Source organism: Brucella grignonensis (genome assembly GCF_002252505.1).
Classification (GTDB): domain Bacteria; phylum Pseudomonadota; class Alphaproteobacteria; order Rhizobiales; family Rhizobiaceae; genus Brucella; species Brucella grignonensis.
This window is the reverse complement of sequence record NZ_NNRL01000169.1, coordinates 66,064-91,083: the sequence shown is the minus strand read 5'-3', so window position 1 is coordinate 91,083 and position 25,020 is coordinate 66,064. Positions and strand designations below refer to the sequence as shown.

The following is a 25,020-nucleotide window of genomic DNA, read 5'->3' as shown; positions in this document are numbered from 1 at the left end:
ACATAGACAAGCGCTCACGGAAAACACGATTTTCCATGGCAAAACAATATTTTATGAAGATGCTTCCTCACTCTTGAAACAATTGACACTATATACTGACATTAGTCAACTTCCTTGATTGGCTTGTTGATTAAAACTCGTTTCTGTGCGAGTCAGATGAACGGCTAACATCAGGAAATCAGTATGACATCGGACGATCTGACACCGTCTACGCATGCCATCCCGGCTGAGTTTGATGACGTGATCGTATGGGCGGCTTGGCTCTATTATGAAGACCAGCTAACCCAAAACGATATTGCAAAGAAGATGGGCGTTTCTCGCGCAACGATCGTCAATTATCTGCAGGAAGCGAGACAGCGGGGCGTGGTGAAGATTCTGATGAATTCAGAAATTCTTACGCGTACAGAGATCGCTCATAAGCTAGCCGCCAAATACGCTCTGGATGAAGTTCTCGTCATCCCCAGCGAGAAAGCCGCTTCACCCGAAACACGGCTGCAGGCGCTGGGAACCGGCGGCGCACGCCTCATCGAACGCATGGTAAAGCCAGGCGATACGATCTGCGTATCCTGGGGGCGAACCGTCCTTGCGATCGCGGACGCTATCTCCCTTCCTCGCCCTGTCGAAGGGTTGAGCGTTGTTCAGGTCACAGGATCATCAATGGGCAAACGTGAATTTGCGGCAGAACTCTGCACATCGATCATGGCCCGCAATATTGGTGCAACCAGCGTGAATATGCTGGCTCCGGCTATCCTGAGCAGCGCTGGATTACGCGATGCCTTGATGGGTGAGCCTGCACTTAAGCGGCAATTTGAATTGATTGCCCAGTCAAACATGATCGTATTCGGGGTTGGCGGGTTATCATCTGAAAGTACGATGCGCGTCGCTGATGTCACCAGTGATGAAGAGATCGATGCCTATGCCAAAGATGGAGCCGTCGCGGTACTGATCTGTCGTTTCCTCGACAATGATGGAAAACAGGTCGTTCGCGAACTCGACCAACGCGTCATCGGCATCGAACTTGATGAGCTGCACCGTGTTCCACGCAGGCTCTGTGTTGCAGGCGGGGCGCGCAAGGTGGAAGCGATCCGCGCCGTTTTAACCGGCGGTTATGCCACCCACCTCGTCACCGATTTTGAAGCGGCAGAACTTCTGCTCGCACAATAGAAAAAAGCGGCGGATCGTTTTGGGCGGTCCGCCGCATTTTCAATCACTGCTTGATTGGCGCGGTATTCATAAAGTTAAGGGTATCCTCGAACGAACGGATACCAGCATCTGAGCCGAGCCCTGTTGCGACCAGTGCTGCAGAGGCTTGCGCAAAATTCAGCGCTGTTTTCACATCCATTTTGTGGTGCAATGCTGTGATAAAACCTGCATCGAACGCATCGCCGCAACCGGTCGTGTCGACGACTTCGATCTGGAATGCTGGCTGACGCAGAACGGTACCAGACGCATCCATGAAGCATACGCCATCGCCACCAAGGGTGAAGACGCAGTGCTTGACGCCGCGTTCTATGAAAAACCGTCCAGCACCCTCGACATCACTAGCGTCGGAAATCTGCTTCGCCTCTTCAATCGAAGGCATGAAATAATCAATAAGCGGGAAAAGCGGCGAGATGAGATCCAGTGTGCCATCATTAGCACCCAGAAGATCAAATGTCGTCGTGCGTCCGCGCGCCTTTGCTTCCGCAAGCAGTTTGCGGCTCGGTTCACCGTCAAGTTTTGCCAGCAGACCTGTTCCGCCAAGATGAATAATTGGCGGTGCCAGAACTGCATCCAAAGCACTGTCAGCAATCTCAAAATGATCGGACGCACCGCGTGCATGCAGCGCCGGACGATCACCGTTGCGGCGAATATTGAGGATCGATGAAGACGTTGGTATGCCTTTCAACCGCTGCATCTCGGCGACGTCAACACCAAAGCGCTGCAAGGTCGCGAGCACAAAATCGGCTTTCTCGTCATCACCAACGGCGCCGACCGCAAGGCAGTTGAGACCAAGTTTCGCCAGATCAACCACCGTTCCGCCAGCAGTTCCTGCCACTGTCAGCCGGATTTCATCGATAAACTCGACATTGCCGCCCGCCGGAATTGCATCAACAGGGCGCCCGAGAACATCGAGAATATAGAGCCCGATAACGGACACATCGTGAGACATGAGATCCTCCCAGATTTCGAGTGGGGGCAGTCTGCGAAAACAACACAGACCTCCCAGTGCTATTCAATTCAGATACTTGATGGTTCAGCTCGTCGGCTTGCTTCAGGTTCTGTCGCGCAGTGCGAAGATCGTACCGGCAAGCAGGATGAAAGCCCCAACAATTGCCAGCTGCAACGTGCTTGGAATGCCCACAAAGATCAGCACGTTACTGACGAGTGTTATCAATAGAACCCCCAGAAGCGTCCCAATAACCGAGCCAGAACCACCGGTAATACGTGCTCCGCCGAGCACCACCGCTGCAATAATTTCCAGCTCCATTCCCGCAAGGTCGAAAGGATTGGCCAGTCGATTACTGGAAACGTGAACCACGCCCGCAATACCAGCCAACAAGCCTGCATAGGCAAAGACAAAAATACGGACACGGAAAAGGTTGATGCCAAGACGCTCAGCAATCGATGGATTGCCGCCAACCGCAAAAATCGCGCGCCCCATCAATGTGCGCTCAAGGATGAACCATGTCACAAAAGCTGCAACGACCAGCACCAGCACAGTTGCGGGCAGAACCGAAACAACGCCGTTCGATGCGCGATGTGTAAATAACGACGCCTTACCGAATGCATCCATTGCAGCCGGAATATTCATGAAAAGCGCTGTTCCAACGAAGGTGAGAAGAAAGCTTCGGATCACATATTGCGTACCAATCGTCACGATCAACGAAGGAGCTTGCAGCTTCTGCACGAGAAAGCCGTTTAGTGCACCGAAGCAAGCTCCGCCGAGCGCGGCCAGCACCAGAATGAGTGCCATTGGCATTTCAGGGAACAGGTTTGTCACCAGCATTGTCAGCGCATACATGACAAAAGCGGCAATAGCCGTAAACGAGACGTCGATACCGCCTGAAGCCAGAACGACCAGCACACCCATAGCAAACAAACCACGCACGACAGATGCGCGAAGGATGTCCACCAGATTGCTCATCTGCAGGAAGTCAGGATTGGCCGCGATAACCACAAAGCAGGTAATAACTGTCAGCAGAAGCGTGAACAGTTCAGGCCTTGCACCCATCAGATCCCAGAGGCGGAGCGTGATACCGCGCTCTTTCGCACTGGTCTTTTCTACCGATACGATGTCGGTCATTGCGCGATCTCCTTTGCAGTGCTGGCCATGGATGCGTAGATCGCGTCTTCAGTCAGTCCATCGGCATTGTGTGCAGCAACGATACGGCCCTGCCGCATAACAAGGATACGGTCGCAGTTCTGCAAGAGCTCCGGCAGATCATCACTGATAATGATAACCCCCATTCCATCGTCAGCGAGGCGCTGGATAATACGGAAGATTGTATCCTTCGAGCCGACATCGACGCCGACTGTCGGACCATGCAGGATTAGAAGCTGCGGATTAATCGTCAGCCAGCGTCCAATCAGGACACGTTGCTGATTGCCGCCGGATAGCGATTGAACCGGGATCGATACATCCGGCGCAACAATCTGAAGATCGGCAACGCTGTCTTCTGCAATTTTCTTCGCTCGCCTACCACTGATCATGCCCAGCGCATTGCGCAAACGATCAAGTACCGGAAGCGTTATGTTGTCTTGGATAGGTTTTTCCAGAAACAGACCTTCCGTAAGCCGATCTTCCGGAACATAACCAATGCCAAAGCGGATTGCGTCAGCTGCCGATTGCGGCGCGATTTCTTCGCCGTTCAGCCGGATTTTGCCAGAGCTTGCCGGCACAACACCGGCAAGCGCCAGCGCCAGTTCATTGCGACCTGAGTCAAGCAGACCAGTCACACCGAGAATTTCGCCTTTCTTCAGAGAAAGCGAAACGGATTCAAAGTTCTGCCCGTCACTCAGCTGGTCAACATCGAGCATCACTTCGCCAAGTTTCGGGTCGGTGCGATACCGGGTTTCGCTGATCTCGCGACCGGTCATCCAATGACTGAACTCAGCCTTGGTATGCGTGGCAACATCAAGCTCCGCAACTTTCAAACCATCGCGCATGATGATCGCGCGACCGCCGAGTGACTTGCACTCATCGAGCTTGTGGGTCACGAAAAGAACAGCAACGCCTTTGCTGAGCAATTTTTCGACAACGCGCAGGAGATTGACGACTTCCTGTCGCGTCAGCGAGGTTGTCGGCTCATCCATGATGACCAGACGCGCTTCTGACGCAACCGCACGAGCGATTGCAATGAGCTGTCGCGTGGCAAGCGGCAAGGTATCTGTTCTGCGTTTGAGAAAAGCTGCATCTGTTGGAAGATGCACTTCCGCCAAAGCGCGTCTCGCCGTTTCATTCAGTGCCGCTACATCGAGCCTGCGTGCAAGCTTGCCTGATGCTTCAACGAGCTGCTCGGTGAAGGCGACGTTCTCGGCAACAGAAAGGTTGGGAAGCAATGACAGGTCTTGATAGACCGTTTCAATTCCAGCACGCAAGGAACCGATAGCACCAATGTCGCCAGCATGGGCGCCTGTTGGTTTGCCATCAATGAAAATCTGCCCCTCATCGGCAGGCTGCGCGCCAGAGAGGATTTTGATCAATGTACTTTTGCCACAGCCATTCTCACCCATCAGGTGATAGATTTGGCCTGCTTCGATAACAAGGCTGACTTCTTTAAGCGCCTTAACACCACCAAAGGATTTCTTGACGTTTCGAATTTCAAGAAAGGGTGGCGTTGATGCAGGTGTTGAATCTGTAGCGTGCATGGAAAATTCCTGAAACTCTCAGACACTTTTGCGCCGTATGTTCATTCAAGGCGCACAAACTGGTTGGTGCGATACCGCAATTCCGGGACTGCTGTGGTGCCAAGCAGCCCCGAAATATTATCAGACAGGCGGGGTGTTTCTTAGAACGGAAAGTTCTTGTAGTTGGACTTGTCTACGTCCACCCAGGCCTGACCCTGCATGATGACGCCCTTGCCCGGTCCCTTGATCACGGTCATCTTTTCATAGCCGGGAACGCCAAGGTCCATACCATCCTTGATTTCCTCGCCCTTGAGAACCAGATCTGCGACCTTGTTCATGACATAGCCGGCGTCTTTCGGGTCCCAGAAGAAGATCTGATCAACAGCGCCGCTTTCGAGATATGGACCCGTATCCTTTGGCAGACCAAGACCATAAACGCAGGTCTTGTCCTGAAGACCAGCTTCTTCAACGGCACGGCCAATACCAATCACGTCGATAGCGGACGAACCCTGAAAGCCCTTGATATCCGGGTATTTACGCAGGATTTCCTTAGCCTTTTCGTAAGCCTTATTGGCGTCGTTAAAGGATTCGTTCTTCTCCGCAACCAGTTCCATATCTGGATACTGCTTTGCGTTCGCTGCACCGGCATCAACCCACTGGTTATGCGTGAGGCTGCCAAGCGAACCTACGAATGACGTCCACTTCCCAGATTTGCCCATGCAGTTTGCAAGTGCTTCGTTGATGCGTGTGCCAAAGGCCTTATTGTCGAAGGCTTCAATATCAACATCGACATTGGTCAGGCTGTCGCCTTCATGGGCGATGACCTTGATACCACGCTGAGCAGCGCGACGAAGAACACCTTCAAGCGCTGATGGGTCCATCGGCACAACTGCAATCGCAGACACATTCTTTGCAACGAGATCTTCAAGAATGCGGGCCTGCTGTGCGGCATCTGCCTTGGCTGGTCCGACCTGACTCACACTGACATTGGCATTGTCTTTGCCGTAAGCATCCACACCTTCATTCATTCGGGTGAACCAGTTTTCACCGGTAACCTTTACAACCGTTGTGATGGTTGGTTTGTCCTGTGCAATGGCAATGCCACCCATCGCAACACCTGCGAGCACCGTGCAGGCAGCCAGTTTGGAAATTTTACGCATGCTTCTCCTCCAATTATAATGATGCTTATTGTTGAGTTTCATTCCTGAAGGCCCGCAAGTTTCCTCCCCGCTGGGCCGTAAGGGAATTGGTCATCGCCTCAGTCGCAGCCAGTAACCAAGGTGCACGCGCGCTGATGCCAGCAGCACCAGAAGCAATACGCCCCAGGCCAGATCGCGGAAGAAGTTGGAAATATTCATGAAGTTGAACAGGCTTGAGAGAATCTGAAGCGCTGTCGCTGCCAGCAGCACGCACAACACTTTGCCATATCCGCCTTCCGGCTTAACACCGCCAAGCACTGCGATAAGGATGGCGATCAGCACATAAGAGCCACCGTAATCCCACTTCACGGAAGAATTGCGCGCCGCAATGATGATGCCCGCCACCGATGCAAGCACACCGCAAATCGTATAGGTGACAAGCAGCATACGCTTTTCGTTGATACCGCCGTAGCGCGCGGCTTTCGAGTTGCTGCCCATGAGCATCAGCTTCACACCAAAGGGCGTATATTTCAGAAGAAAAGCCAGAAGAGCAGCGATTGCGAGGAACAGTGCAAAGCACATCGGAATGCTCAGGATCGGCATATTGCCGAAATTATCCAGCGGCTCGATATAACCAAGGCTGATTGCCGAACCATTGGTCAGAAACACGGCAATACCAGTGAAAACCAACTGCGTACCAAGCGTTGCGATCAATGGCGTCAACCGCGCATAGGCGATCATAATCCCGTTGACCAACCCGCCGACCAGTCCAACTGCAAGCGCCAATCCAGCAAATGTCCATGAGAACAGAAGCGGCGCATCAGCAACTGGAATGAGGTTGCGGGTTACAAGAAACGCGATGATTCCAGCGAGATTGGCAAGCGCAATTCCGGAAAGATCGATACCCCCATTTCCGGAAATCATGGCAAGCATAACGCCGAGTGCGAGCAGACCAAGTTCAGGCACCTGAGCGGCCATGGACTGCAGATTATAGCTATCCATGAAATTGGCGCCAGCAAAAGCTGCGCCGGCAGCCAGCACTGCGCCATTGATCAAAAGCAGAAAAATCGTCTGCCTATCCACGCCATATGATGACACGTCATCTCCTCTCAACATCAGGGCTCCCACCCCTTAACTGAAATGGCAATCAATCAGAAATTCAGCCCAACTAAACTATGCCATCCAGTTCTGACATTTGTCAGTCTATGTTGTCGCTTGTCAACACATTTTGTTTAGGGCCTGCCGAAAGCCGGAATTCCCGGCTTTTTTGGACATTTATTCTGATCCGACGACGCCCTCCCCCAATGCCTAGCTTCATTGATAATCAAAAATCTTACATTTGTCGACTGAATATCGAAAAATGTAAGATTTTTGAAGAATACAATTATCAGTCCGGAACAACCTCTTCACCAGAGGCTTAACGGTGGATACTTCAACTCGATAATTGGGAGATATTCTTGCGCATACGACACCACACCGCCGGCATTAGAGCGCATCCCGAAAAGTGTGGAACGGTTTTCGGACAACGATGCGGGTTAAAACAAATATTTGGAGCGCCGATCTGATCCAATCAGATCGAAACGCGCTCTTAAAAACAGGCGGACCGGATCAAAGAGGGAAATACCATCATTCAAACCGTGAAAGTACGGGCGACGGAAAAATCAGCAGGAAATAGTGGGCAACTATGTATTCTGAATCTTCGTCACGGGATTATTTTCGCCGAGCGCACGCTTCACCGCAGCGCGCGCTGAAGCCAGATCCGGCATGACCCAGTTCGGCTCGCCACCAAGAAACTTATCGAGAAATGCAATCGCATAACCCGGCATTTCCGAGACGTTTTCCTTGTAAGACCACCACGTTCGCAACTCGTCAGCACACTGATCGATATCCGGAACAGTACCGAATTCCTGCTCCTGCACAGCAGCAATCGCGCAGATACAGTAGTTTGTGTAGAGAAAACCTTCTGGCCAGAAGCTGACGATTTCGTAAAGACGCGCGGCATCGTCTGCGGCGTGCTTTGGCGGCAAAACGACCTTCGCAGGTGACAAGCGGATCAGCTCTCGCAACACAAGACCTGCGGCGAAGGTGATGAAGTCTTTGCGGTCCACTTTGGCAAAACGCTTGTTCTGATCAACGAGCTCCACCCAGTTCAGGAAAGCTTCGGTGAGCTTCTTTTCATCAATCTCATATTCGACGCCATAAAGCTCATGCAACAGACTGGCGTGCTTGCGGAACGTCGCCCTGAACCAACGCAGCTGGCGCAACCGATGGCGCAAATCAGGCATAGATGCCATTTGTTCTCTGAGTAGCAAGTCCATGTTGCGAGCGGCCTCCCGTTTGTAAATGACATTATGCGAAACCGATTGAAAAGTCAGGTGTCATTCGCTCTCACTTATCGAAAAAATTATACATATTGACATTCAAGAAGACAAATGTTCTCTAATTGACGAAAGGTGAGCTTGAGTAATATCCGGCTCACTCTTCGTGGGAGGAGAACAAAATGGCTATCTGGCAATGGGCTTTGCTGGCGCTCGCCTTGCTTTGGGGCTTTCAGTCTCTGGGCGTTTGGTTTCAGATGCGCCACTATTCCGATGTGATGAAAGGTATCACCTCGAAATATTCTGACGGTTTTGTCGGCGCGGGTCATGTGCGAGGCCGCTTCGGCAGAGGCGTCATTGTTTTGCTCGTCGTAGACCGCAACTTGGTGGTGCGACGCTTCCTGCAAATGAGCGGTCGGACGGTTTTTGCAAAATTCAGCCGCCGCGAGGGCTTTGAGGGAATGCGCCTCAGCGAGTTGCAGGACAGTCCCGCAATTGGAGAAGGAACGCCTGAAGTGGTGGCTGCTGCCAAGCAGGCGATAGAGCAGATCGGTCGCATAAGAGATCAATCCGATGGGATCGAGCTCGAAGGTCTGAAGGCAGTGGGAGCATAGGAGTTGCTTGCCTGAAACAAGCAATCGAGGAGGAGCAATGTCGATAGTCACGATGTTGGCACAACATGCCGACGTAACAATGCAATCTATACATATGGCTGGCAGCATGATTTCCGATGCTGCCCTGCATGGCAAACATGCCGCAGACCACGCGGGAAATGATCTTCTGCAGCTTGCGCAAGCAACAACCACCGCGCCTGCCGATGCCGGCAGCAGCGGAATTACCGTTGATCAGTTCAAGGAACGCCTTCAGAACGTCCAGCAGGAAGAACAGCTTGGCTGGCTTGCTTCAATCGGCAAGCATTTCATTGGCGTCTTCCAGAAAGGTGGCGAAGTTTTTGCTGGGTTTGTAACGGGTATTATCCCGACACTCGTCGTGCTGATGACCGCCTTCTATGCCGTAACCGAACTGGTCGGTGAAAAGCGCGTCCATGGCATCGCGCGCAGCGCCGGACGTATCGCGCTCACCCGCTATACCGTTCTGCCGGTTCTTTCGGTGTTCTTCCTGACCAACCCGATGGCCTACACATTCGGTTCGTTTCTGGACGAGAAATACAAGCCCGCCTTCTATGACGCGGCTGTTTCCTACGTTCATCCGCCACTGGGCCTCTTTCCGCATATCAATCCGGGCGAATATTTCGTCTGGGGTGGCATTCTCGTCGCACTTCTTGAACTGGAAAAGAAGGGCGCAGTTCCAACGGGTTATCACATCAACGTGGCCATCTGGTACGCCATCGTTGGTCTCGTCGTGATCCTCCTTAAAGGCATGCTCACAGAACGCATCACCGCCATCATGGCGCGGCGTCAAGGCATTGAGCTTTAAGCGGGAATTGGGGAGGACGACATGGTAAAGACCTATAAGGCAGTTAAAATTTCCCGCGGCTCAAATGGCTGGGGCGGTCCGCTTGTCATTCAGCCGACAGAGCAACGCAATAAGGTGGTTTCGGTCACTGGCGGCGGCATTCATCCGCTTGCACGCCGGATTGCCGAACTGACCGGAGCAGAGGCCGTTGACGGCTTCCGCTCACCACCAATCGAAAGCGAAATGGCAGTTGTGGTTGTCGATTGTGGCGGCACTGCCCGTTGCGGCGTCTATCCGCGCAAGCGCATTCCAACGGTAAACATCACACCGGTTGGACAATCCGGGCCACTGGCACAGTTTATCACCGAGGACATTTACGTGTCAGGTGTGAAGCCGGAAGACATCGTTTCTGCCGATGGCTCGGCCACCGCTGCCCCTGCAGTTGCCGCAGTTGAAGAAGAAGAGTCTGCACCGGTAGAACAGCCGAGCGAAGGCGGTTTGGTCGGACTGATCAGCAGTATCGGTCGTGTCATGGGCCGTGTGGTTGGTATCTTCTTCCAGGCGGGGCGCCGCACAATCGATCAGGTTATCCGTAACGTTTTGCCATTCATGGCATTCGTGACCATGCTGATCGGTCTGATCCTCTATACCGGCATCGGCGATATTCTTGCCCAGCCGCTCGGACCGCTAGCCAACAATATTGTCGGTTTGCTTGTGCTTTCTGCAATTTGCGGCTTGCCGTTCCTTTCGCCAATCCTCGGACCGGGCGCGGTTATCGCGCAGGTCGTCGGCGTGGCGATCATAGGACCGCAGATCGCCAACGGCACCATCGCTCCGGCTATGGCCCTGCCTGCGCTCTTTGCCTACAACACGCAGGTCGGTTGCGACTTCGTGCCAGTTGGTCTGGCGCTCGGTGAAGCAAAACCCAAGACAATCGAAATTGGCGTTCCAGCTGTTTTGATCAGCCGTCAGATCATGGGTCCAGTTTCAGTCCTGATCGCATGGGTTGTCAGCCTCGCAGTGCTTTAAGACGTTCAGCCTGCCGCGGCAAAAGTGGCGGCAGGCAATCTCCCAAACATATGCAATAGCGATGCTCTTCGTCGATTTTCCCGAGTATCGAAGACCATACCAAGAAAGGACCGCCTCTATGTCGATACATCTGAAAACGCGGATCACCGCAATCGGCCCGGAAGTTGCGGATCTCGCTGAAGGCGGCGTTCTCATTCTTTTTGCAGATGGGTCGCCACCCGAACTCGCTGAAGTTTCCGTAATGCATGTCGTGGAAGAAGGCCCTGAAGCTGCCGCCCCCACTGTCGGAGCCCGCATCACCATCGGCTCACTCAACGCAGAAATCACAGCCGTCGGTGATAGCGCTTGGCAAAAAGTACGAGAAATCGGCCATGTCGTTATTTCGTTTACGGGCGCGCAGTCCACAGATCGTCCAGGCGAAATTTGCGCTACTGAAATCGTCGGCGAAGAGCTTGTCGCTGCTCTCAAAGAAGGGCAGATTATCACCATTGGCGGCTGAATCTGGCCATCATTGGATTTGGAATTACGTGTTAAAACAGATAATTGGAACAAGTTTCGACATTCAAAATGTTGGAATGTTTCAGATGTCGCTTTGAGGCTTATATAAATGGAACGCTCGACTATCGTCCGGGTGCATGAAGGGCTGCATGCGCGCCCCGCAACCCGCTTCGTTAAACTGGCCAAAGGTTTTGAAAGTGACATCGAAATCGCCAAGGCCGGAAAAAGCGTAAGTGCCAAAAGCTCCGTCAAGCTGATGCTGCTTGGTGTGAAAGAGCTTGATGAAGTGACCGTTCGTGCCGATGGTGCCGATGCCATTGAAGCCATCGAAGCGCTGATCGGCTATCTGGAAAACCCGCAGGCTGGTCTTGAAGAAATCAGCGCGGTAACGCCTACCATTTCGACATCAGGCACCGAACCGAAACCTGCACCGGTCGCTCAAGCAGCAACAATCGCAAAGCTTCCCGATGGGCAAATAAAGGGCGTCGGCGCAAGCGAAGGCATTTCTTTAGGCACGGCATTTCCCTTTTTTCCTGAGGAAATAAAGCCACTGGGTCGAAAGCTTGCAGCGTCCGAAATTGACGCAGAAATTGCCCATTTCAAATCGGCAATTACGACTGTGCAACAACGCATGGATGAATCGCTCATAGCAGGGAACCTTGCGGATACAGATCGCGGTATCATCGCTGCATTAAAAGATATTGCGGCTGATGACAGCCTGACTGAAGAAGCTATCTCGCTTATTCGCGGCGGCATGGATGCAATTTCCGCAATGCTGGGAGCCGCATCCACAGTTGCCGGACAGTTTGCGGCACTCGATGACCCTTATCTCAATGCACGTGCAGATGATGTGCATGCTGTCAGCCGCCAGATCTGCCTCGCCCTTCTCGGCAAAGAAGACATCAATCTGGAGGGCTTGCCAGCAGGATCCGTACTTATCGCTGAAGACATCGGCGCCTGGGATTTGGCACGGGCTCCGCTCAAGAAAATCAAAGGCGTTGTCTGCGGACATGGCGGTGCGACATCGCATGTTGCAATCATTGCCCGCACGCATGGCATTCCGGCTGTTCTTGGCCTCGGAAGTGCGGTTCAGCAGCTTAAAAACGCTAAAGTCGTTGCTGTAGATGGAAGTAGCGGTATCGTTCATTCAGACCCGGATGCGGCCACCTGCAGCGATATCGAAACACGCATCGCTGCGGCATTGCAGGAAAAGCAGGCGCTTGATGCCTACCGCTCGATAATTCCTCGACGCGCAGATGGAAATATTATCGAAGTTGCCGCCAATATGGGCGCGCTTGAGGAGATCGACGTCGCGCTCGAAGCCGGTGCGATGGGTGTTGGTCTTTTCCGCACTGAGCTTCTCTTCATGAAGCACATTCATCTGCCTTCCGAAGACATGCAGGCCGAAACCTATTCGGCGCTTCTCAAAGCATTTGCACCACATTCGGTTATTGTCCGAACGCTCGATATCGGTGGCGACAAGCCCATTGCGGGCATCGAATTTCCCGAGGAAGAAAACCCTTTCCTTGGCTGGCGCGGCATTCGCATGTGTCTGGATCGTTTGGATGTATTCAAGCCGCAGTTGCGCGCCTTGTTGCGCTCAGCTGTCAACGGCAATCTCAAGGTGATGCTGCCGATGGTCTCGGATGTCGAAGAAATTCGCGCAACCAAACGACTGATCGCAGAATGCATCAGCGAACTTAAAAGCGAAGGTAAAGCTTTCGCCGAGTTCGACCTTGGCGTGATGATTGAGACGCCGGCGGCGGTTTTTGCAGCCCGCGAACTTGCAAAAGAAGCGGCTTTCTTCTCCATCGGCACCAACGATCTCACGCAATATGTGATGGCTGCAGATCGGCTCAATCCAACCGTTGCGAAGCTCAACGACGTAAGCCACCCGGCTGTCATGGCGGCAATCGAGATGACCGCAAAGGCGGGTACCGAAGCAGGCATCATGGTGGGCATGTGTGGAGAAGCTGCAGGTAAGCCGGAACTTATCGGAGAGTTTATGCGCATGGGGCTGACCGAGTTCAGCATGAGCCCCGCTTCAATCCCCCGTGCAAAAAAGACGATCACGGATATGCTGGTAAATTAGGAAGTCGCTTGCGACGCATGTAAAGCAAAGCCCGGATATTAGAGCGCCGATCTGATTGAGTAAGATCTGCGCTCTAATATCCGGGCTTTGCTTTATGGCAAGTGTGCAATCAAGGTCTGGAACAGATTTTCGAGCTGTGACTGATCCCGATCTTCAGCGGCCTGCATCAGACGCTCATGTCTTGCATCCAAAGCCAGAATGGCACTCTCAAGTGGGTCAATTCCTTCCAGATCGCCAGCTTTGGCTGTCGCCAGCCCACATGCCAGGCCAACAGCAGCGAAACACATCGTTTCGAATTTACGCAAAGCCTGCGGATCACAATGACCATCCAGTGAGATAAAACGAACCGGCTTTTCCGCAAGAAGCTCGAAAAACATGGCCGTGATGGCCTTGGCCGTTTCGGCTACTTTTTTGTCACCCACTTCGGCGGCAACCGCGCTCTTCAAGAGAGCTCCATGTTTGCGCATCATTCTTGCATGCACCGTTACAAACACAGCTTCCTGAATCAGCACATTCTGCAACTGATGGCGGCGGAGCACTTCTTTGGTGAGATAATACATATCCTTGCGGAACGCGCGCCCACCTTCAGCTCCTGTGCCGAAATAAACTGACAGGCTTCTCACATGCGGCGCACTGTTATGAACATTCGGGTTCGATGAAATCAGTGAAATGGAGATTGTTTCAGCCGTCGTCAGCGCCTTGTCCATCATGCTCGCGGCATGTCCCAGCAGCAATTCCGGTGACACGATTTCACCCGGACGCGAAGAGGCCTGTTCGCCCTGCAAACTTTCATGACGATTGCGGCGAATCATGTATCGAACCTCGCGCAAACGGTCCTTCAGATTGACTGCAATTTCTTCCGAAAGAATGCGTAGCATGTTCATTTTCCTTAACCGAAGCGCCACCGGAACAGCCTGGACAGAGCACATGAATTATTGTTTGCCTTCACGTGGAAAAGCAATAGGTTCGCTTTAAGAGTATCACTTCTATAAAGCAGTATTGCGCCAATAATTTGAGGGATTATTTTGAAAAAAGCTGGCAAGAAGACGCAAAAGAATCCGGAGACAGCTGACCTCATCATTGGATCGGAAGGCGTTGCCGCCGAAAACCGCACGAGCCGGTTGAGAACGCGTGCCGCGTGGATGTATTACGTCGAACAAATGACCCAGAACGACATTGCTGAAGCGCTTGGCGTCGGCCGTGTCACAATCGTTCGTCTTCTCGCTGATGCCCGTGCTCGCAATGAAGTAAAAATTACCATCGAAGGCAAGCTGGCAAGTCTGACTGCACTCGAAGTAGAGCTTGAAAAGACCTTTGGTCTGGAACGCGCGATTGTCGCGCCGCTCTCTTCATCCGACATTGATCCTATTCCACCGATCAGTGCTGCCACTGGCGCTTATCTGTCGGAAAAGGTGCAGCACGGCATGACGATTGGCGTCGGCTGGGGGCGTACTCTTTCCAGCACTCTGCAGCACATCGGTGCCCGCCCACTCAACGATTTGAAAGTCATCTCGCTGCTCGGCGGCATCGTGCAGCCACGCCGTTCCAATCCGCCGGAATTTGCCTGGCAGTTTGCGCAGATTTTTCAGGGTGAAGGCTATCTGATCCCTGCCCCTGCTCTGGTTGATAGCAAAGAGACACGGATCGCTCTTATCGAACGTTGCGGATTGAATACTGTGCTGGATATGGCCGAAGAGCTGGACATGGTTCTGCTCAGCGTTGGCGACATTCAAACCGCCAGCAGCACGTCTTATCGTGTCGGCCTGATTGATGAAGAACAGAAGCTCTCGCTCATCGCGAATGGCGCTGTTGGCGACGTGCTTTTCCACTTCTATGACAAGAACGGCAAGATCGTTGATGATCCCGTGCACGATCGCGTTATGTCGGCAAAAATTGAAAGTCTTCAGAAGACGCCGCAGCGTATTCTTACATCAGGCGGCAAAGAGAAAATTGCCGCTCTGCTTGGCGCAATCGAACTTCTGAAGCCCACCGTTCTCATCACCGATGAAGAAAGTGCGACACAGATGCTCAAGGACAGGGCGCAGTCCGAGTAATGACAAAAAGCACATCGTCACAAAACGATGTGCTTTTTTCGGTTACCGCATCAATTGGCGGCGGCTGCGCATTCTTTGAGAATTTGCAGCACCGCAGCCCGCTCTTCGATTTGTGGCATATGTCCACAACCTGCGAAAATGTGGACGCCAACTTTCCCCGGCAAACCATGGGCCTGGGCAACGGGAATAACCCGATCTTCGGCACCGAAGATGAGCCGCACCGGCATTGCAAGCGAGGCAATGCTTGAGCGAACCTCAAAAGTCTGCGTGCCATCAGCAAAGAACCGCGCACCTATCGCTTCCTGCGTATCGCGCAGTTCTGCATCAGCCGCTTGTGCAACTGTTGCATTGATGAACGGCTTCGTCAGATGGCTCTCATCGGCAACGAGCAGTTTCAACCAGGGAACGATGCTGGCTTCGCTTTTCGCGCCGACGAGACCTTTTATGAATGCACCATTGACCTGCGGCCCCAAGCCCCCCGAAGAAATAAGCAACAGGGAACGCACGTCGACAACGCCACGCGCAGCGGTGATTGTGGCGACAGCTCCACCAAGCGAGTGACCGACCAACAGGCAAGACGTCACACCGAAAGCAGAAAGCGTCGCTTCGACGGCGGTAGCAATATCATCGATGCTTTCAGGAACAACACGTGGTGAATTGCCGTGTCCCGGAAGATCAAGCGCCAGTATCGGATGGCCAAGCGACGCCCCCGCAAACAAGCCACGCCATGAGTTGAGGTCTGCGGCAAAGCCGTGGATCAGCACAATCGGCAACCGATCGGCCTCGCCCTCACGCAACCAGACTGCATTGAGCTGACCGGGCGCGGATGGGTCAACATTTTTAATTGCAGGCGATTTAGCCGATACCGCAGGCTTCGCAATGCCGGTATTGCCTTCAACGTCCTTCTTCTGCACACGGCCCTTCGGCCCTGAGCCCTGAATGGTGGCGAGATCAATGCCTGCTTCACGGGCGAGCCGACGAGCAAGCGGTGTTGCCCGCACATCATCAGCTGAGCCGGCTACATCGTCTCGGGAGGGCTTAGGCTCAACTTGTTGCTGAATGGCCGGCTCGATGATCGTTTCAACGGAAGCTGCGACTGGCTTCTCTTCGACAACAGGTGCCGAAGCTCCAACTCGCTTTTCACCTTCGTCGTAAATCCAAGCGACAGTCTGACCAACCGGAACAACAGCGCCTTCTGCGGCGCTGATATCTGCGATGATGCCCGTTGCTGGCGCATCGACTTCCATCGCCGCCTTATCAGTCTCAATTTCAAAGAGAAGCTGGCCTTTCGTGACAGTGTCGCCATCCTTGGCGTACCAACGCGAAATCTGCCCCGTCTCCATATCCATATCGACCTTGGGGAGAATGACTTCCACAGCCATAGTCAGCGCACTCCCTTGGCCAGATCACGCGCGCTTTTCAGGATATCAGGCACCTGTGGAACAGTCGCACGTTCAAGATCAGGATTATAAGGAATTGGAGTCTCTGCCCCGCCAAGACGCACGATTGGCGCATCGAGATAGTCGAAAGCATCGCTTTCCGCGACGATTGCGGAGATTTCAGCGCCGATACCAAGCGTCTTCACAGCTTCATAAACGCAGAGGAGCTTGGATGTTTTCTTGACGCTTTTAATGATGGTTTCGCGATCAATCGGACGCACGGTGCGCAGATCGATCACTTCAACATCAATGCCTTCCTTGGCAAGTTCGGCAGCCGCATCAAGTGCTTTGTGCACCATGATTGCTGTTGCGACGATGGTTAGATCGCGACCCTCGCGAACCACTTCTGCCTTGCCGATCGGCACGGTGTAGAAGCCTTCAGGGACCGGACCTTTCATCTTATAAAGCAGCTTATGTTCAAAGATCATGACGGGGTCTGGATCTTCAACGGCCGCAAGCAACATGCCTTTGGCGTCATGCGGCGTTGAAGGCTGTAAAACCTTGAGACCCGGAACATGGCCAAGCCATGCTTCAAGGCTCTGGCTGTGCTGCGCCGCAGCACCTGTTCCAGAGCCTGCAGGGAAGCGCATGACCAGTGGCACAGAAACCGCACCGCCAAGCATGTAGCGGATTTTTGCCGCCTGATTGACAATCTGCTCCATACCGAGGGCAGCAAAGTCGGAAAACTGAAACTCAAAAATCGGACGCATACCGGTCAAGGCCGCACCGACAGCAACACCTGCGCCGCCCAGTTCTGAAATTGGGGTGTCCATAACCCGGTCTTCGCCAAAGCGATGCACCAGATCACCCGTCACCTGAAATGCGCCGCCATAGACGCCAATGTCTTCACCCATCAGAAAAACGCGGTCGTCGCGTTCCATGGCAATTGCCATAGCTTCTTGAATGGCTTGCGAGTAGCTCAACTCACGGATTGCTGTGTCCATGTTCAAATATCGTCCGTGTAAACGTCGCGGGTCAGGTTGGTCAGATCAGGCGCAGGGCTGTTCTTGGCAAATTCGATCGCCTCAGCGATTTCCTTCTCCACCTCAGCACGGATCGCCTCGATCTCGGCATCGTTGATGAAGCCATAAGCTTTCAAGTCGGCCTCAAAATGCGCGATTGGATCGCGATCATTCTGCCAATGCTCAATTTCTTCCTTAGTGCGATAGCGGTTGCGATCGCTCTTGGAATGACCACGAATGCGGTATGTCTTATTTTCAATGAGCGTCGGTCCATCGCCGCGCCGCGCGCGTTCGGTAGCCTCGTTGACGGCCTCTGCCACTTCCGACAGATTGTTGCCATCCACGATCACGCCCGGCATGTTATAGGCCGATGCACGATCAGCGACATTGGCAACCGCCGTCGAGCGCTTGGTCGAAGTAGACATCCCGTAACCGTTGTTTTCGCACACGAAAATGACAGGGAGCTTCCAGACCGAAGCCATATTGAGTGCTTCGTGAAAAGCACCCTCATTGTTCGCACCATCGCCAAAGAACGAAACGACCACCTTGCCGTTTTTCTGCTTCTTGGCGGAAAGAGCTGCACCGACCGCAATCGGGATACCCCCTCCGACGATACCGTTCGCACCGAGATTTCCCTTGGAAACATCGGCAATGTGCATCGAGCCGCCACGGCCTTTGCAATAGCCGGTTTCCTTGCCGAAAAACTCCGCAAACATGCGCTTCACGTCTGCACCTTTGGCGATGCAATGACCGTGGCCGCGATGGGTCGACGTAATCATGTCATCGTCGTTGAGCGGCAGGCACGATCCCATCGCACTCGCTTCCTGCCCGATAGAAAGATGCATCGTTCCGTGAATAAGGCCACGCGTGTAGCTTTCTTCCGCGCCCTCTTCAAAGCGGCGGATGAGATACATTTTATGCAGTGCTTCCTTCAACTGTTCCGGCGAATAAGTGCGGAAAGCATAAGGCAAGTTGTGACGGTCGCCCGTATCCTGCGGTTCGACTTTTTTGGCTTGAACCATGATGTTTTGTCCTCACGCTCCGTAAACGAGCTTGTCCTGACGTGCACGCAGTTCGGCAATCTTGGAACCGGGTGCCACAGCCGCATTATCGTAAGTGATGAGCTCGCCCTTCTTGATCGGCTTGGTCACGCTGCCGCCCTGCAGAAGCCCGCAAGGGATCGCGTGCGCATTGCGCGCTTCGCCCGAAGTCATGATCCACGCGCGGTAGCAATATTCGCCGATGGCATCGAGCTTTTCGCCCGGCTGCATGTCCTTCTTTGCAACAGCTGCCACTTCGGCGACCGGCTTTGAAAGCGGCACCATGTCCGGCTTGCCATAGAGCACAACGCGGGCGCAGGTGAGCGGCACTTCAAGGGAAGTCAGGTGATACGGGCGATGGAACGTGAAATATGGCCCCTTGCCCATCTTCAGATCTTCCATGCGCTCGGAAATACGCGGATGCGACATGTCGGCGACAACAAATACGCCCGGCGCAACACCCTTGCCGATGGAATAATCGACCACACCGACCTTCGACAGCACGCCGCCGTCCTTTTCAGGGATCAGGGTTTTATTGAGCTGGTCGAGCGTTGCAGCAGGACCGTGCATACCGGCTTTGTCGGGAACAAGACCTGTTGCATTGGCGATAGCAGCCATTTCAACCATGGTCTTTGAACCGTCGACGAATTCCACCAACATGCGTACATTCATGTTACGGCGGGTTGCTTCTTCCAGATACTGATCCGGAACAGCATCAATATTGAGCGGATTGTTCTTGCCCTTGCCCGCAGCCACAATCGGGTGGCCCATCGCGGTCACAAACTCGATCAGCTCCATACAGGATGAAGGCTCATCGCCTGCGCCCAGCGAATAGGTCACGCCAAGGCGTTCGGCTTCGGCTTTCAGATAAGCACCGATGGTGACGTCCGCTTCGACATTCATCATGACAAGATGCTTGCCATGCTCCATGGCGCGCAGGCCGATTTCAGCCCCCACAGCCGGAACGCCGGTTGCATCGATAACGACATCGATAAGATCATTTTCGAGGATCAGATTGGCATTGTCGGTTACAGCAACCTTGTGCGCTTCCATAGCAGCAGTCAGGTCGGAAGCTGTCGAGACCTCGCGGCCATGGCCTTCTTCCTGAAAAGCAATATCCACGGCCTTGAGTGCATTGGGAACGCGCAGTTCAGAAATAGCGCCAACCTCGATGCCCGGCATATGTGCAACGCGCGTGACGATATCGGTGCCCATTTCGCCGGAGCCAATCAGTCCGATGCGAATTGGTCGCCCACTATCCGCCCGCGCCTGCATGTCACGCGCCAAACCTGTCAACGCCACATTGGTTGCCATCGTTTCCTCCTGAACGTCCCTGCAAAATTCTCGCAGTCTCCTCTGATGCATTATCGATTAATGAACATTTGTTTCTAAGTCAATACCAGTGTTCACTTCTCGCAACGTTCACACCTCACGAAATGCCATCTTGTTATTCAACTTTAGTTTGCTATAGAATACAAATGTTCTGCCGTTTCGCCCAATTCACATTTTGAAACGTCGATACGTGCGAGCTAATAATGATGTTCTGTTAGTTCGGTGCACTTTGGGACGTGCTCCGAGGGGGAGGAGAGATAAATGGACGCATTTCTGAGCGGACTTAAAACGGCAGTCGATACGCTTGGGGCGACAGTGCTGTTGCCTATCGTGATTTTCATTATTGCAGTGGTACTTGGGGCGAAGGTCGGCAAAGCCTTCCGTGCAGCCATAACAATTGGCGTCGCTTTCATCGGTATCAATCTGGTCCTTGGCCTTATGTTCACCTCCATCGGTGAAGTGGCTCAGGCAATCGTGACCAATACAGGCATCAAACGCGACATCGTTGATGTCGGTTGGCCTTCCGCTGCGGCCATTGCCTTTGGTTCATCCGTGGGCTTGTGGGTTATTCCAGTAGGTATTCTGGTCAATATCGTCCTCCTGCTCATGCGCTGGACGCGCACGCTCAATGTGGACGTATGGAATTTCTGGCACTTTGCTTTCGTAGGCTCGCTGGTTGTCGCTGCAACCGATAATCTCGCTTACGGCATCATCATTGCAGCACTGGTTGCAGCACTGTCGCTGCTGTTTGCAGACTGGTCCGCACGCGCTGTTCAGCAGTTCTATGGCGTACCCGGTGTGTCCGTGCCACATCTGGCCTCGGCGCAGATCCTGCCAATCGCCATCGTGCTCAACTGGATCATGGATCGCATTCCCGGCATCAACAAGATCAACATCAGCACTGAAACCATCGAACGTCGCTTCGGCGTTTTCGGTGAGCCGGTCGTGATGGGGCTGATCATCGGCCTCGTTCTTGGTACTATCGCATTTTATAATGCAGGCGACTTCGGCACGATCCTCGCCAAGGTTCTCGGCACCGGCATGACGCTCGCAGCGGTCATGCTGCTTCTGCCGCGCATGGTGAAAATCCTGATGGAAGGTCTGTTGCCGGTTTCTGATGCTGCACAGGAATTTGTGCGCAAGCGCACAGGCGACCGCGAACTTCTTGTCGGTCTCGACTCGGCAATCCTGATCGGACACCCGGCTGCAATCTCGTCGTCACTCATTCTTGTGCCGATTGCGATCATTCTGTCGGTCATCCTGCCGGGCAACCGCGTGATCCTGTTCGCCGATCTTGCCGTCATTCCATTCATCGTCGCCATGACGGCGCCGCTTCTGAAAGGAAACGTGTTCCGTATGGTCGTCGTCGGAACCATCACACTGGCCATCGGCTTCTATGTCGCCAATGCGCTCGCACCATTGTTCACCAGCGCGGCTGTTTCGTCGGGCTTCAAGCTGCCTGAGAACGCCTTGCAGATTACTTCGGTGGTCGATGGATTCCTGTGGGTGCCTTACGTCATCATCTCGGCCATCCAATGGCTCGGTGCTATTGGTATCGCGGTAATCGCCGTGGTTATTGCAGCACTTTTCATGCTCTATCGTCGCAATACGCAGGCATGGGAACGCGCTGCGGGTGCTGAGGACGAACCTGCAGACGAAATTGCAGCCTGAGCGCGACAATGATCGCTGCATGAAATACAAGTCGCACGTCGAGATCGGCGTGCGACCTTCTTTGAATGGAGAATGGAATGGCTGCTGGTCTGATTGATTTTCTCGACCCACAAGCGATCGAGCTTCAGAGCGACGCAAAAACCAACGAAGAGATTATCCGGATATTGGCGGGCAAGCTGGAGAAACTTGGCTACGTCAAGCCAAGCTATGCTGATGCCGTCGTCAGCCGCGAACTGTCCATGCCTACCGGATTGCCGCTAGAGCGCGATGATAACGTCGCAGTCCCTCACACCGATCCTGAACATGTGATCAAGGCTGGAATCGCCTTTGCGACGCTGAAATCGCCTATCCAGTTCGCCAATATGGAAGATCCGGAAGAAGCTGTCCCGGTTGGATATGTGTTTCTGCTTGCCATCAATGACAAGGACAAACAGATTGAAACCTTGCAGCAGATCATGGCAACCATTCAGGACGCTGATGCACTCGACAGGCTGAAGGCCGCACGCACGCTTGAGGACGTTCAAACTGCCTTGCAATAAAGGCTAGAGCATTTCCAGCAAAAGTGCGAAGCGGTTTTGCGTCGGATAATGCGAAAAAACAAAGAATAGAGCATTTCCAATGATTCAAGAAAAACAGGAAATGCTCTAGCGCTCTGAACACACAAGCACCAATTGGAGGAAACCATGGCTAAAATGAAAACAATTCTCTTCGCTTGCGGTACAGGTGTAGCGACATCTACGGCAGTGAATGCAACCGTCACCGAAGAAATGAAAAAGCGCGGGCTTACCTTCAACGCTCAGCAGGCAAAAGCAACTGAAGTTGCTTCTCTGGCTGACAATGTGGATTTCATCGTTTCCACCACACCTATTTCGGCTTCGGTGACCAAGCCCGTCATAAAGGGCCTGCCCTTCCTCACAGGCATCGGCAAGGATCAGGTTCTCGATCAGATCGAAGCCGAGTTGCGCAAATAATCACACTGATTGAAGCTATGACAGATGCAGGGCGTTGGAGCCCGCATCTCACCAAAGAAGACGAAAAGCGCTGATCATCAGCGCTTTTATGCTTTCTGAATGACACAAACACTCTGCACACCGCCGTTTGCTCGAACTTTTACAAAGGATCAAAAATCCAGAAGCCCACAAATAAAAGAAGAGCGGCCTTATTGCACCGCGCGCCGATCAGCTTTAACCAATCGCATTGCATTGACGTCTTGAACGCCATGATTGCGTCGAGCCAAGCGATGTCGCATTGTGTGGGGTCAAAAGTTGAAAATTCTTTTTGATAAAGCTGAGGCGAAGTTTGCCGATAAGGTGGTTTTAGAGCCACTTTCGCTCGAGCTTTCACAACGGCGTATCGGCATCATCGGCCTGAACGGATCAGGGAAATCCACCTTTTCACGCATGGTGAATGGATTGATACTGCCGTCGTCGGGCCGTGTCGTGACAAATGGCCATGATACTGCGACTGACGGTGCAAAAGTGCGCACAGCTGTTGGCTATATCTTCCAGACCCCTGCAAACCAAATCGTACTACCGCTGATAAAAGACGATATTGCCTTGGGCCTGCAATCGCGCGGGCTCAACAAGCAGGAAATAGCCGCCGCAGTCTCAAACGTACTTGATCGCATCGGAATTGCGCATCTGGCAGAGCGCAGGGCACACGAGCTGTCCGGCGGTGAACTTCAGCTTGCCGCCCTCGCCTCCGTTCTTGTTACATCGCCTGATATTGTCATCATGGACGAGCCGACCAACCAACTCGATTTGAGAAACAGGAATATCGTAGAACAGACCATCCGCGATCTTGAAGAGAACGTTATCGTGGTTAGCCATGATCTAACCTTGCTGTCAGGTTTCGACCGCGTACTGCTCTTCCATCAAGGTAAACTCATCCAGGATGGACCCGTTGACGAGACTATCGCCCATTATCTGGCGCTGGCATGATGAACTTTTATGAAACCCACGGTGATGGACCGGCTCACAGAGTGCCGCCAGCGGTCAAACTCATCACCCTTTTCGGGTTGAGTGTGGTGTTGTTTACCTTCAAATCTCCTGTAGCTCTTGGAGTTTTAACCACTCTGGTCGTCGTGGGTTCGTTCATCTCGAGCCGAACCGCTGTTGCTCAATGGCTAAAATCATGGCCACTTCTGCTGACGATTGCGGTTGTCGTTATTTGGACCGCCTATGCAGACAGCCTTCAAGCGGCATCAATTGTTCTCATGCGGCTGGGCTCATTGAGCCTCTTTGCCACTGTGATTACAGCGACTACGACAATTGGCCAGTTTATAGACACGATCACCAGAGCCGCTCGACCATTGGAGGCGATTGGTATAGGCAATGCACGTGACATCGGGTTGGCGATCGGATTGGTCATACGCTTCGTTCCCGAGGTGCACGCCCGTTACAAATCAGTAGCGGAGGCACATCGTGCACGGGGGCTGAAAATGCGGCTATCTACAGTGATCGTACCAATGGTAATTGGTACACTGCAAAGTGCAGACGAAATTGCAAATGCCATTGATGCAAGATGCATTCGCAATGAACACCGTAAACAGAATTCAATATAGACACGTAAGCGCATAACCGCTTCGCCATTAAGAAGGTACAAGACGTGCAAACGAAATCTTTGGTTATGATAGCGCTGTTTACCGCAATCATCGTGGTACTGGGCTTGATACCCCCAATAATGCTTACCTTCATACCTGTCCCAATTCATGCGCAAAGTCTGGGAGTTCTGCTCGCTGGTGTCGTGCTTGGCGCACGCGGAGGCACACTTTCGGTGCTACTGCTGATCGCGCTCGTCGCAATCGGCCTGCCAGTTCTATCGGGAGGCAGAGGTGGTCTTGCTGTGTTTCTCAGCCCAACAGCTGGATATCTCGTGGGCTTCTTGCCTGCAGCTTTTGCCACAGGCTGGATTTCAAACAAGGTGGCTAAAAGCTCAAGCGGCGGTTGGAAAACTTTCTCAGGCTTTTTCTTTGCTGCCACAGTAGGTGTCATCATCGATCACGCATTTGGCGTCGCCTGGCTCATTGCTTATGTTGGCCTCTCTCCATTCAGCGCCATCATTGGCGATCTTGCCTTCGTACCTGGCGATCTGCTCAAGGCCGCAATTGCAGCCTATGCAGGTCAGTTCATATTCGTGAATTTCGGCAATCGGATGCGGGAAATTTAGAGCTTAACCCGAAAACTTCGAAACGGATCTGA

Annotated in this window: 24 protein-coding genes; 13 read left to right on the top strand and 11 right to left on the bottom strand. The window is 53.1% G+C overall.

Translation table 11 applies throughout. From position 1 onward, the window contains the following. The first annotated feature begins 183 nt into the window (after positions 1-183). Positions 184-1,164, top strand: coding sequence for a sugar-binding transcriptional regulator (locus CEV33_RS23035; RefSeq protein ID WP_094542678.1), 981 nt, complete (start codon positions 184-186; stop codon positions 1,162-1,164). 43 nt (positions 1,165-1,207) lie between these two features. On the opposite strand, the gene CEV33_RS23030 is transcribed toward CEV33_RS23035, so the two are convergent. The 6 genes from CEV33_RS23030 to CEV33_RS23005 all read right to left on the bottom strand — a co-directional run bounded on the left by CEV33_RS23030 (position 1,208) and on the right by CEV33_RS23005 (position 8,287). Further along, positions 1,208-2,152, bottom strand: coding sequence for a carbohydrate kinase family protein (locus tag CEV33_RS23030; RefSeq protein WP_094542677.1), 945 nt, complete (start codon positions 2,150-2,152; stop codon positions 1,208-1,210). 102 nt (positions 2,153-2,254) lie between these two features. Beyond that, on the bottom strand, positions 2,255-3,286 hold the full coding sequence (locus CEV33_RS23025) for an ABC transporter permease (protein ID WP_024896470.1): 1,032 nt from the start codon (positions 3,284-3,286) through the stop codon (positions 2,255-2,257). Next, complete coding sequence (locus tag CEV33_RS23020) at positions 3,283-4,851, bottom strand: sugar ABC transporter ATP-binding protein (RefSeq protein ID WP_094542676.1); 1,569 nt, start codon at positions 4,849-4,851, stop codon at positions 3,283-3,285. Before CEV33_RS23020 ends, CEV33_RS23025 begins: the two co-directional genes overlap by 4 nt. 140 nt (positions 4,852-4,991) lie before the next feature. Next, a complete protein-coding gene (locus CEV33_RS23015; RefSeq protein WP_094542675.1) occupies positions 4,992-5,990 on the bottom strand; it encodes an autoinducer 2 ABC transporter substrate-binding protein in 999 nt (332 codons plus the stop codon). 90 nt (positions 5,991-6,080) lie between these two features. Then, positions 6,081-7,067, bottom strand: a complete 987-nt coding sequence (locus CEV33_RS23010; RefSeq protein WP_094542674.1) for an ABC transporter permease — start codon at positions 7,065-7,067, stop codon at positions 6,081-6,083. A 584-nt stretch (positions 7,068-7,651) separates the two neighbouring features. After that, positions 7,652-8,287: a hypothetical protein gene (locus CEV33_RS23005; protein ID WP_094542673.1), complete on the bottom strand. Its 636-nt coding sequence runs from the start codon at positions 8,285-8,287 to the stop codon at positions 7,652-7,654. Between the two features lie 182 nt (positions 8,288-8,469). On the opposite strand from CEV33_RS23005, the gene CEV33_RS23000 reads away from it, so the two are divergent. The 5 genes from CEV33_RS23000 (at position 8,470) to ptsP (ending at position 13,322) form a co-directional block, all read left to right on the top strand. Continuing rightward, positions 8,470-8,901: a transcriptional regulator GutM gene (locus CEV33_RS23000; RefSeq protein ID WP_094542672.1), complete on the top strand. Its 432-nt coding sequence runs from the start codon at positions 8,470-8,472 to the stop codon at positions 8,899-8,901. Between the two features lie 37 nt (positions 8,902-8,938). After that, on the top strand, positions 8,939-9,724 hold the full coding sequence (srlA, locus tag CEV33_RS22995; protein WP_094542671.1) for a PTS glucitol/sorbitol transporter subunit IIC: 786 nt from the start codon (positions 8,939-8,941) through the stop codon (positions 9,722-9,724). A gap of 21 nt (positions 9,725-9,745) precedes the next feature. Beyond that, positions 9,746-10,732, top strand: coding sequence for a PTS glucitol/sorbitol transporter subunit IIB (gene srlE / locus CEV33_RS22990; RefSeq protein WP_094542670.1), 987 nt, complete (start codon positions 9,746-9,748; stop codon positions 10,730-10,732). Between the two features lie 118 nt (positions 10,733-10,850). Continuing rightward, positions 10,851-11,231: a PTS glucitol/sorbitol transporter subunit IIA gene (locus tag CEV33_RS22985; protein ID WP_094542669.1), complete on the top strand. Its 381-nt coding sequence runs from the start codon at positions 10,851-10,853 to the stop codon at positions 11,229-11,231. A gap of 108 nt (positions 11,232-11,339) precedes the next feature. Next, entirely contained in the window at positions 11,340-13,322 is a 1,983-nt protein-coding gene (gene ptsP, locus CEV33_RS22980; RefSeq protein WP_094542668.1) for a phosphoenolpyruvate--protein phosphotransferase, read from the top strand. A 92-nt stretch (positions 13,323-13,414) separates the two neighbouring features. Here the strand turns inward: ptsP and CEV33_RS22975 are convergent, their stop codons facing one another. Then, positions 13,415-14,200: a hypothetical protein gene (locus tag CEV33_RS22975; protein WP_094542667.1), complete on the bottom strand. Its 786-nt coding sequence runs from the start codon at positions 14,198-14,200 to the stop codon at positions 13,415-13,417. Between the two features lie 147 nt (positions 14,201-14,347). Here CEV33_RS22975 and CEV33_RS22970 point away from each other — a divergent pair, with 147 nt between their 5' ends. Beyond that, positions 14,348-15,376 (top strand): sugar-binding transcriptional regulator, encoded by a 1,029-nt coding sequence (locus tag CEV33_RS22970; RefSeq protein WP_010659294.1) that lies wholly within the window; start codon positions 14,348-14,350, stop codon positions 15,374-15,376. Positions 15,377-15,426: 50 nt separating this feature from the next. Here CEV33_RS22970 and CEV33_RS22965 read toward each other — a convergent pair whose 3' ends face one another. The 4 genes from CEV33_RS22965 to CEV33_RS22950 are packed head-to-tail and all read right to left on the bottom strand — an operon-like array spanning position 15,427 to position 20,131. Beyond that, positions 15,427-16,758, bottom strand: a complete 1,332-nt coding sequence (locus CEV33_RS22965) for an acetoin dehydrogenase dihydrolipoyllysine-residue acetyltransferase subunit (protein WP_094542666.1) — start codon at positions 16,756-16,758, stop codon at positions 15,427-15,429. 2 nt (positions 16,759-16,760) lie between these two features. After that, positions 16,761-17,759: an alpha-ketoacid dehydrogenase subunit beta gene (locus CEV33_RS22960; RefSeq protein ID WP_094542665.1), complete on the bottom strand. Its 999-nt coding sequence runs from the start codon at positions 17,757-17,759 to the stop codon at positions 16,761-16,763. 2 nt (positions 17,760-17,761) lie between these two features. Next, positions 17,762-18,799 (bottom strand): thiamine pyrophosphate-dependent dehydrogenase E1 component subunit alpha, encoded by a 1,038-nt coding sequence (locus CEV33_RS22955; protein WP_094542664.1) that lies wholly within the window; start codon positions 18,797-18,799, stop codon positions 17,762-17,764. Positions 18,800-18,811: 12 nt separating this feature from the next. Next, entirely contained in the window at positions 18,812-20,131 is a 1,320-nt protein-coding gene (locus CEV33_RS22950) for an NAD(P)H-dependent oxidoreductase (RefSeq protein WP_094542663.1), read from the bottom strand. Between the two features lie 279 nt (positions 20,132-20,410). Between CEV33_RS22950 and CEV33_RS22945 the strand changes: the two genes are divergently transcribed. The 6 genes from CEV33_RS22945 (at position 20,411) to CEV33_RS22920 (ending at position 24,988) form a co-directional block, all read left to right on the top strand. After that, positions 20,411-21,820, top strand: a complete 1,410-nt coding sequence (locus CEV33_RS22945; protein WP_012093447.1) for a PTS galactitol transporter subunit IIC — start codon at positions 20,411-20,413, stop codon at positions 21,818-21,820. A gap of 77 nt (positions 21,821-21,897) precedes the next feature. Beyond that, a complete protein-coding gene (locus CEV33_RS22940; protein WP_010659300.1) occupies positions 21,898-22,359 on the top strand; it encodes a PTS sugar transporter subunit IIA in 462 nt (153 codons plus the stop codon). 144 nt (positions 22,360-22,503) lie between these two features. Then, complete coding sequence (locus CEV33_RS22935; protein WP_010659301.1) at positions 22,504-22,791, top strand: PTS sugar transporter subunit IIB; 288 nt, start codon at positions 22,504-22,506, stop codon at positions 22,789-22,791. Between the two features lie 294 nt (positions 22,792-23,085). Beyond that, the gene (locus tag CEV33_RS22930) at positions 23,086-23,760 is read left to right on the top strand and encodes an energy-coupling factor ABC transporter ATP-binding protein (RefSeq protein ID WP_094542662.1); all 675 of its coding nucleotides are present in this window, start codon (positions 23,086-23,088) and stop codon (positions 23,758-23,760) included. After that, the gene (locus CEV33_RS22925; protein ID WP_235818512.1) at positions 23,757-24,383 is read left to right on the top strand and encodes an energy-coupling factor transporter transmembrane component T family protein; all 627 of its coding nucleotides are present in this window, start codon (positions 23,757-23,759) and stop codon (positions 24,381-24,383) included. The genes CEV33_RS22930 and CEV33_RS22925 overlap by 4 nt, the downstream gene beginning before the upstream one ends. Before the next feature lie 44 nt (positions 24,384-24,427). After that, the gene (locus CEV33_RS22920; protein ID WP_167388229.1) at positions 24,428-24,988 is read left to right on the top strand and encodes a biotin transporter BioY; all 561 of its coding nucleotides are present in this window, start codon (positions 24,428-24,430) and stop codon (positions 24,986-24,988) included. Positions 24,989-25,020: the final 32 nt, after the last annotated feature.

Bases quoted from the DNA above. Each gene is read 5' to 3' on its own strand.
- CEV33_RS22975 (WP_094542667.1), bottom strand. From the start codon at position 14,200: ATGCTACGCATTCTTTCGGAAGAAATTGCAGTCAATCTGAAGGACCGT.
- CEV33_RS23025 (WP_024896470.1), bottom strand. From the start codon at position 3,286: ATGACCGACATCGTATCGGTAGAAAAGACCAGTGCGAAAGAGCGCGGT.
- CEV33_RS22985 (WP_094542669.1), top strand. From the start codon at position 10,851: ATGTCGATACATCTGAAAACGCGGATCACCGCAATCGGCCCGGAAGTT.
- ptsP (WP_094542668.1), top strand. From the start codon at position 11,340: ATGGAACGCTCGACTATCGTCCGGGTGCATGAAGGGCTGCATGCGCGC.
- CEV33_RS22955 (WP_094542664.1), bottom strand. From the start codon at position 18,799: ATGGTTCAAGCCAAAAAAGTCGAACCGCAGGATACGGGCGACCGTCAC.
- CEV33_RS22940 (WP_010659300.1), top strand. From the start codon at position 21,898: ATGGCTGCTGGTCTGATTGATTTTCTCGACCCACAAGCGATCGAGCTT.
- CEV33_RS22925 (WP_235818512.1), top strand. From the start codon at position 23,757: ATGATGAACTTTTATGAAACCCACGGTGATGGACCGGCTCACAGAGTG.
- CEV33_RS22945 (WP_012093447.1), top strand. From the start codon at position 20,411: ATGGACGCATTTCTGAGCGGACTTAAAACGGCAGTCGATACGCTTGGG.
- CEV33_RS22935 (WP_010659301.1), top strand. From the start codon at position 22,504: ATGGCTAAAATGAAAACAATTCTCTTCGCTTGCGGTACAGGTGTAGCG.
- CEV33_RS23030 (WP_094542677.1), bottom strand. From the start codon at position 2,152: ATGTCTCACGATGTGTCCGTTATCGGGCTCTATATTCTCGATGTTCTC.
- srlA (WP_094542671.1), top strand. From the start codon at position 8,939: ATGTCGATAGTCACGATGTTGGCACAACATGCCGACGTAACAATGCAA.
- CEV33_RS23015 (WP_094542675.1), bottom strand. From the start codon at position 5,990: ATGCGTAAAATTTCCAAACTGGCTGCCTGCACGGTGCTCGCAGGTGTT.
- CEV33_RS23005 (WP_094542673.1), bottom strand. From the start codon at position 8,287: ATGGACTTGCTACTCAGAGAACAAATGGCATCTATGCCTGATTTGCGC.
- CEV33_RS23000 (WP_094542672.1), top strand. From the start codon at position 8,470: ATGGCTATCTGGCAATGGGCTTTGCTGGCGCTCGCCTTGCTTTGGGGC.
- CEV33_RS23020 (WP_094542676.1), bottom strand. From the start codon at position 4,851: ATGCACGCTACAGATTCAACACCTGCATCAACGCCACCCTTTCTTGAA.
- srlE (WP_094542670.1), top strand. From the start codon at position 9,746: ATGGTAAAGACCTATAAGGCAGTTAAAATTTCCCGCGGCTCAAATGGC.
- CEV33_RS22960 (WP_094542665.1), bottom strand. From the start codon at position 17,759: ATGGACACAGCAATCCGTGAGTTGAGCTACTCGCAAGCCATTCAAGAA.
- CEV33_RS23035 (WP_094542678.1), top strand. From the start codon at position 184: ATGACATCGGACGATCTGACACCGTCTACGCATGCCATCCCGGCTGAG.
- CEV33_RS22950 (WP_094542663.1), bottom strand. From the start codon at position 20,131: ATGGCAACCAATGTGGCGTTGACAGGTTTGGCGCGTGACATGCAGGCG.
- CEV33_RS22965 (WP_094542666.1), bottom strand. From the start codon at position 16,758: ATGGCTGTGGAAGTCATTCTCCCCAAGGTCGATATGGATATGGAGACG.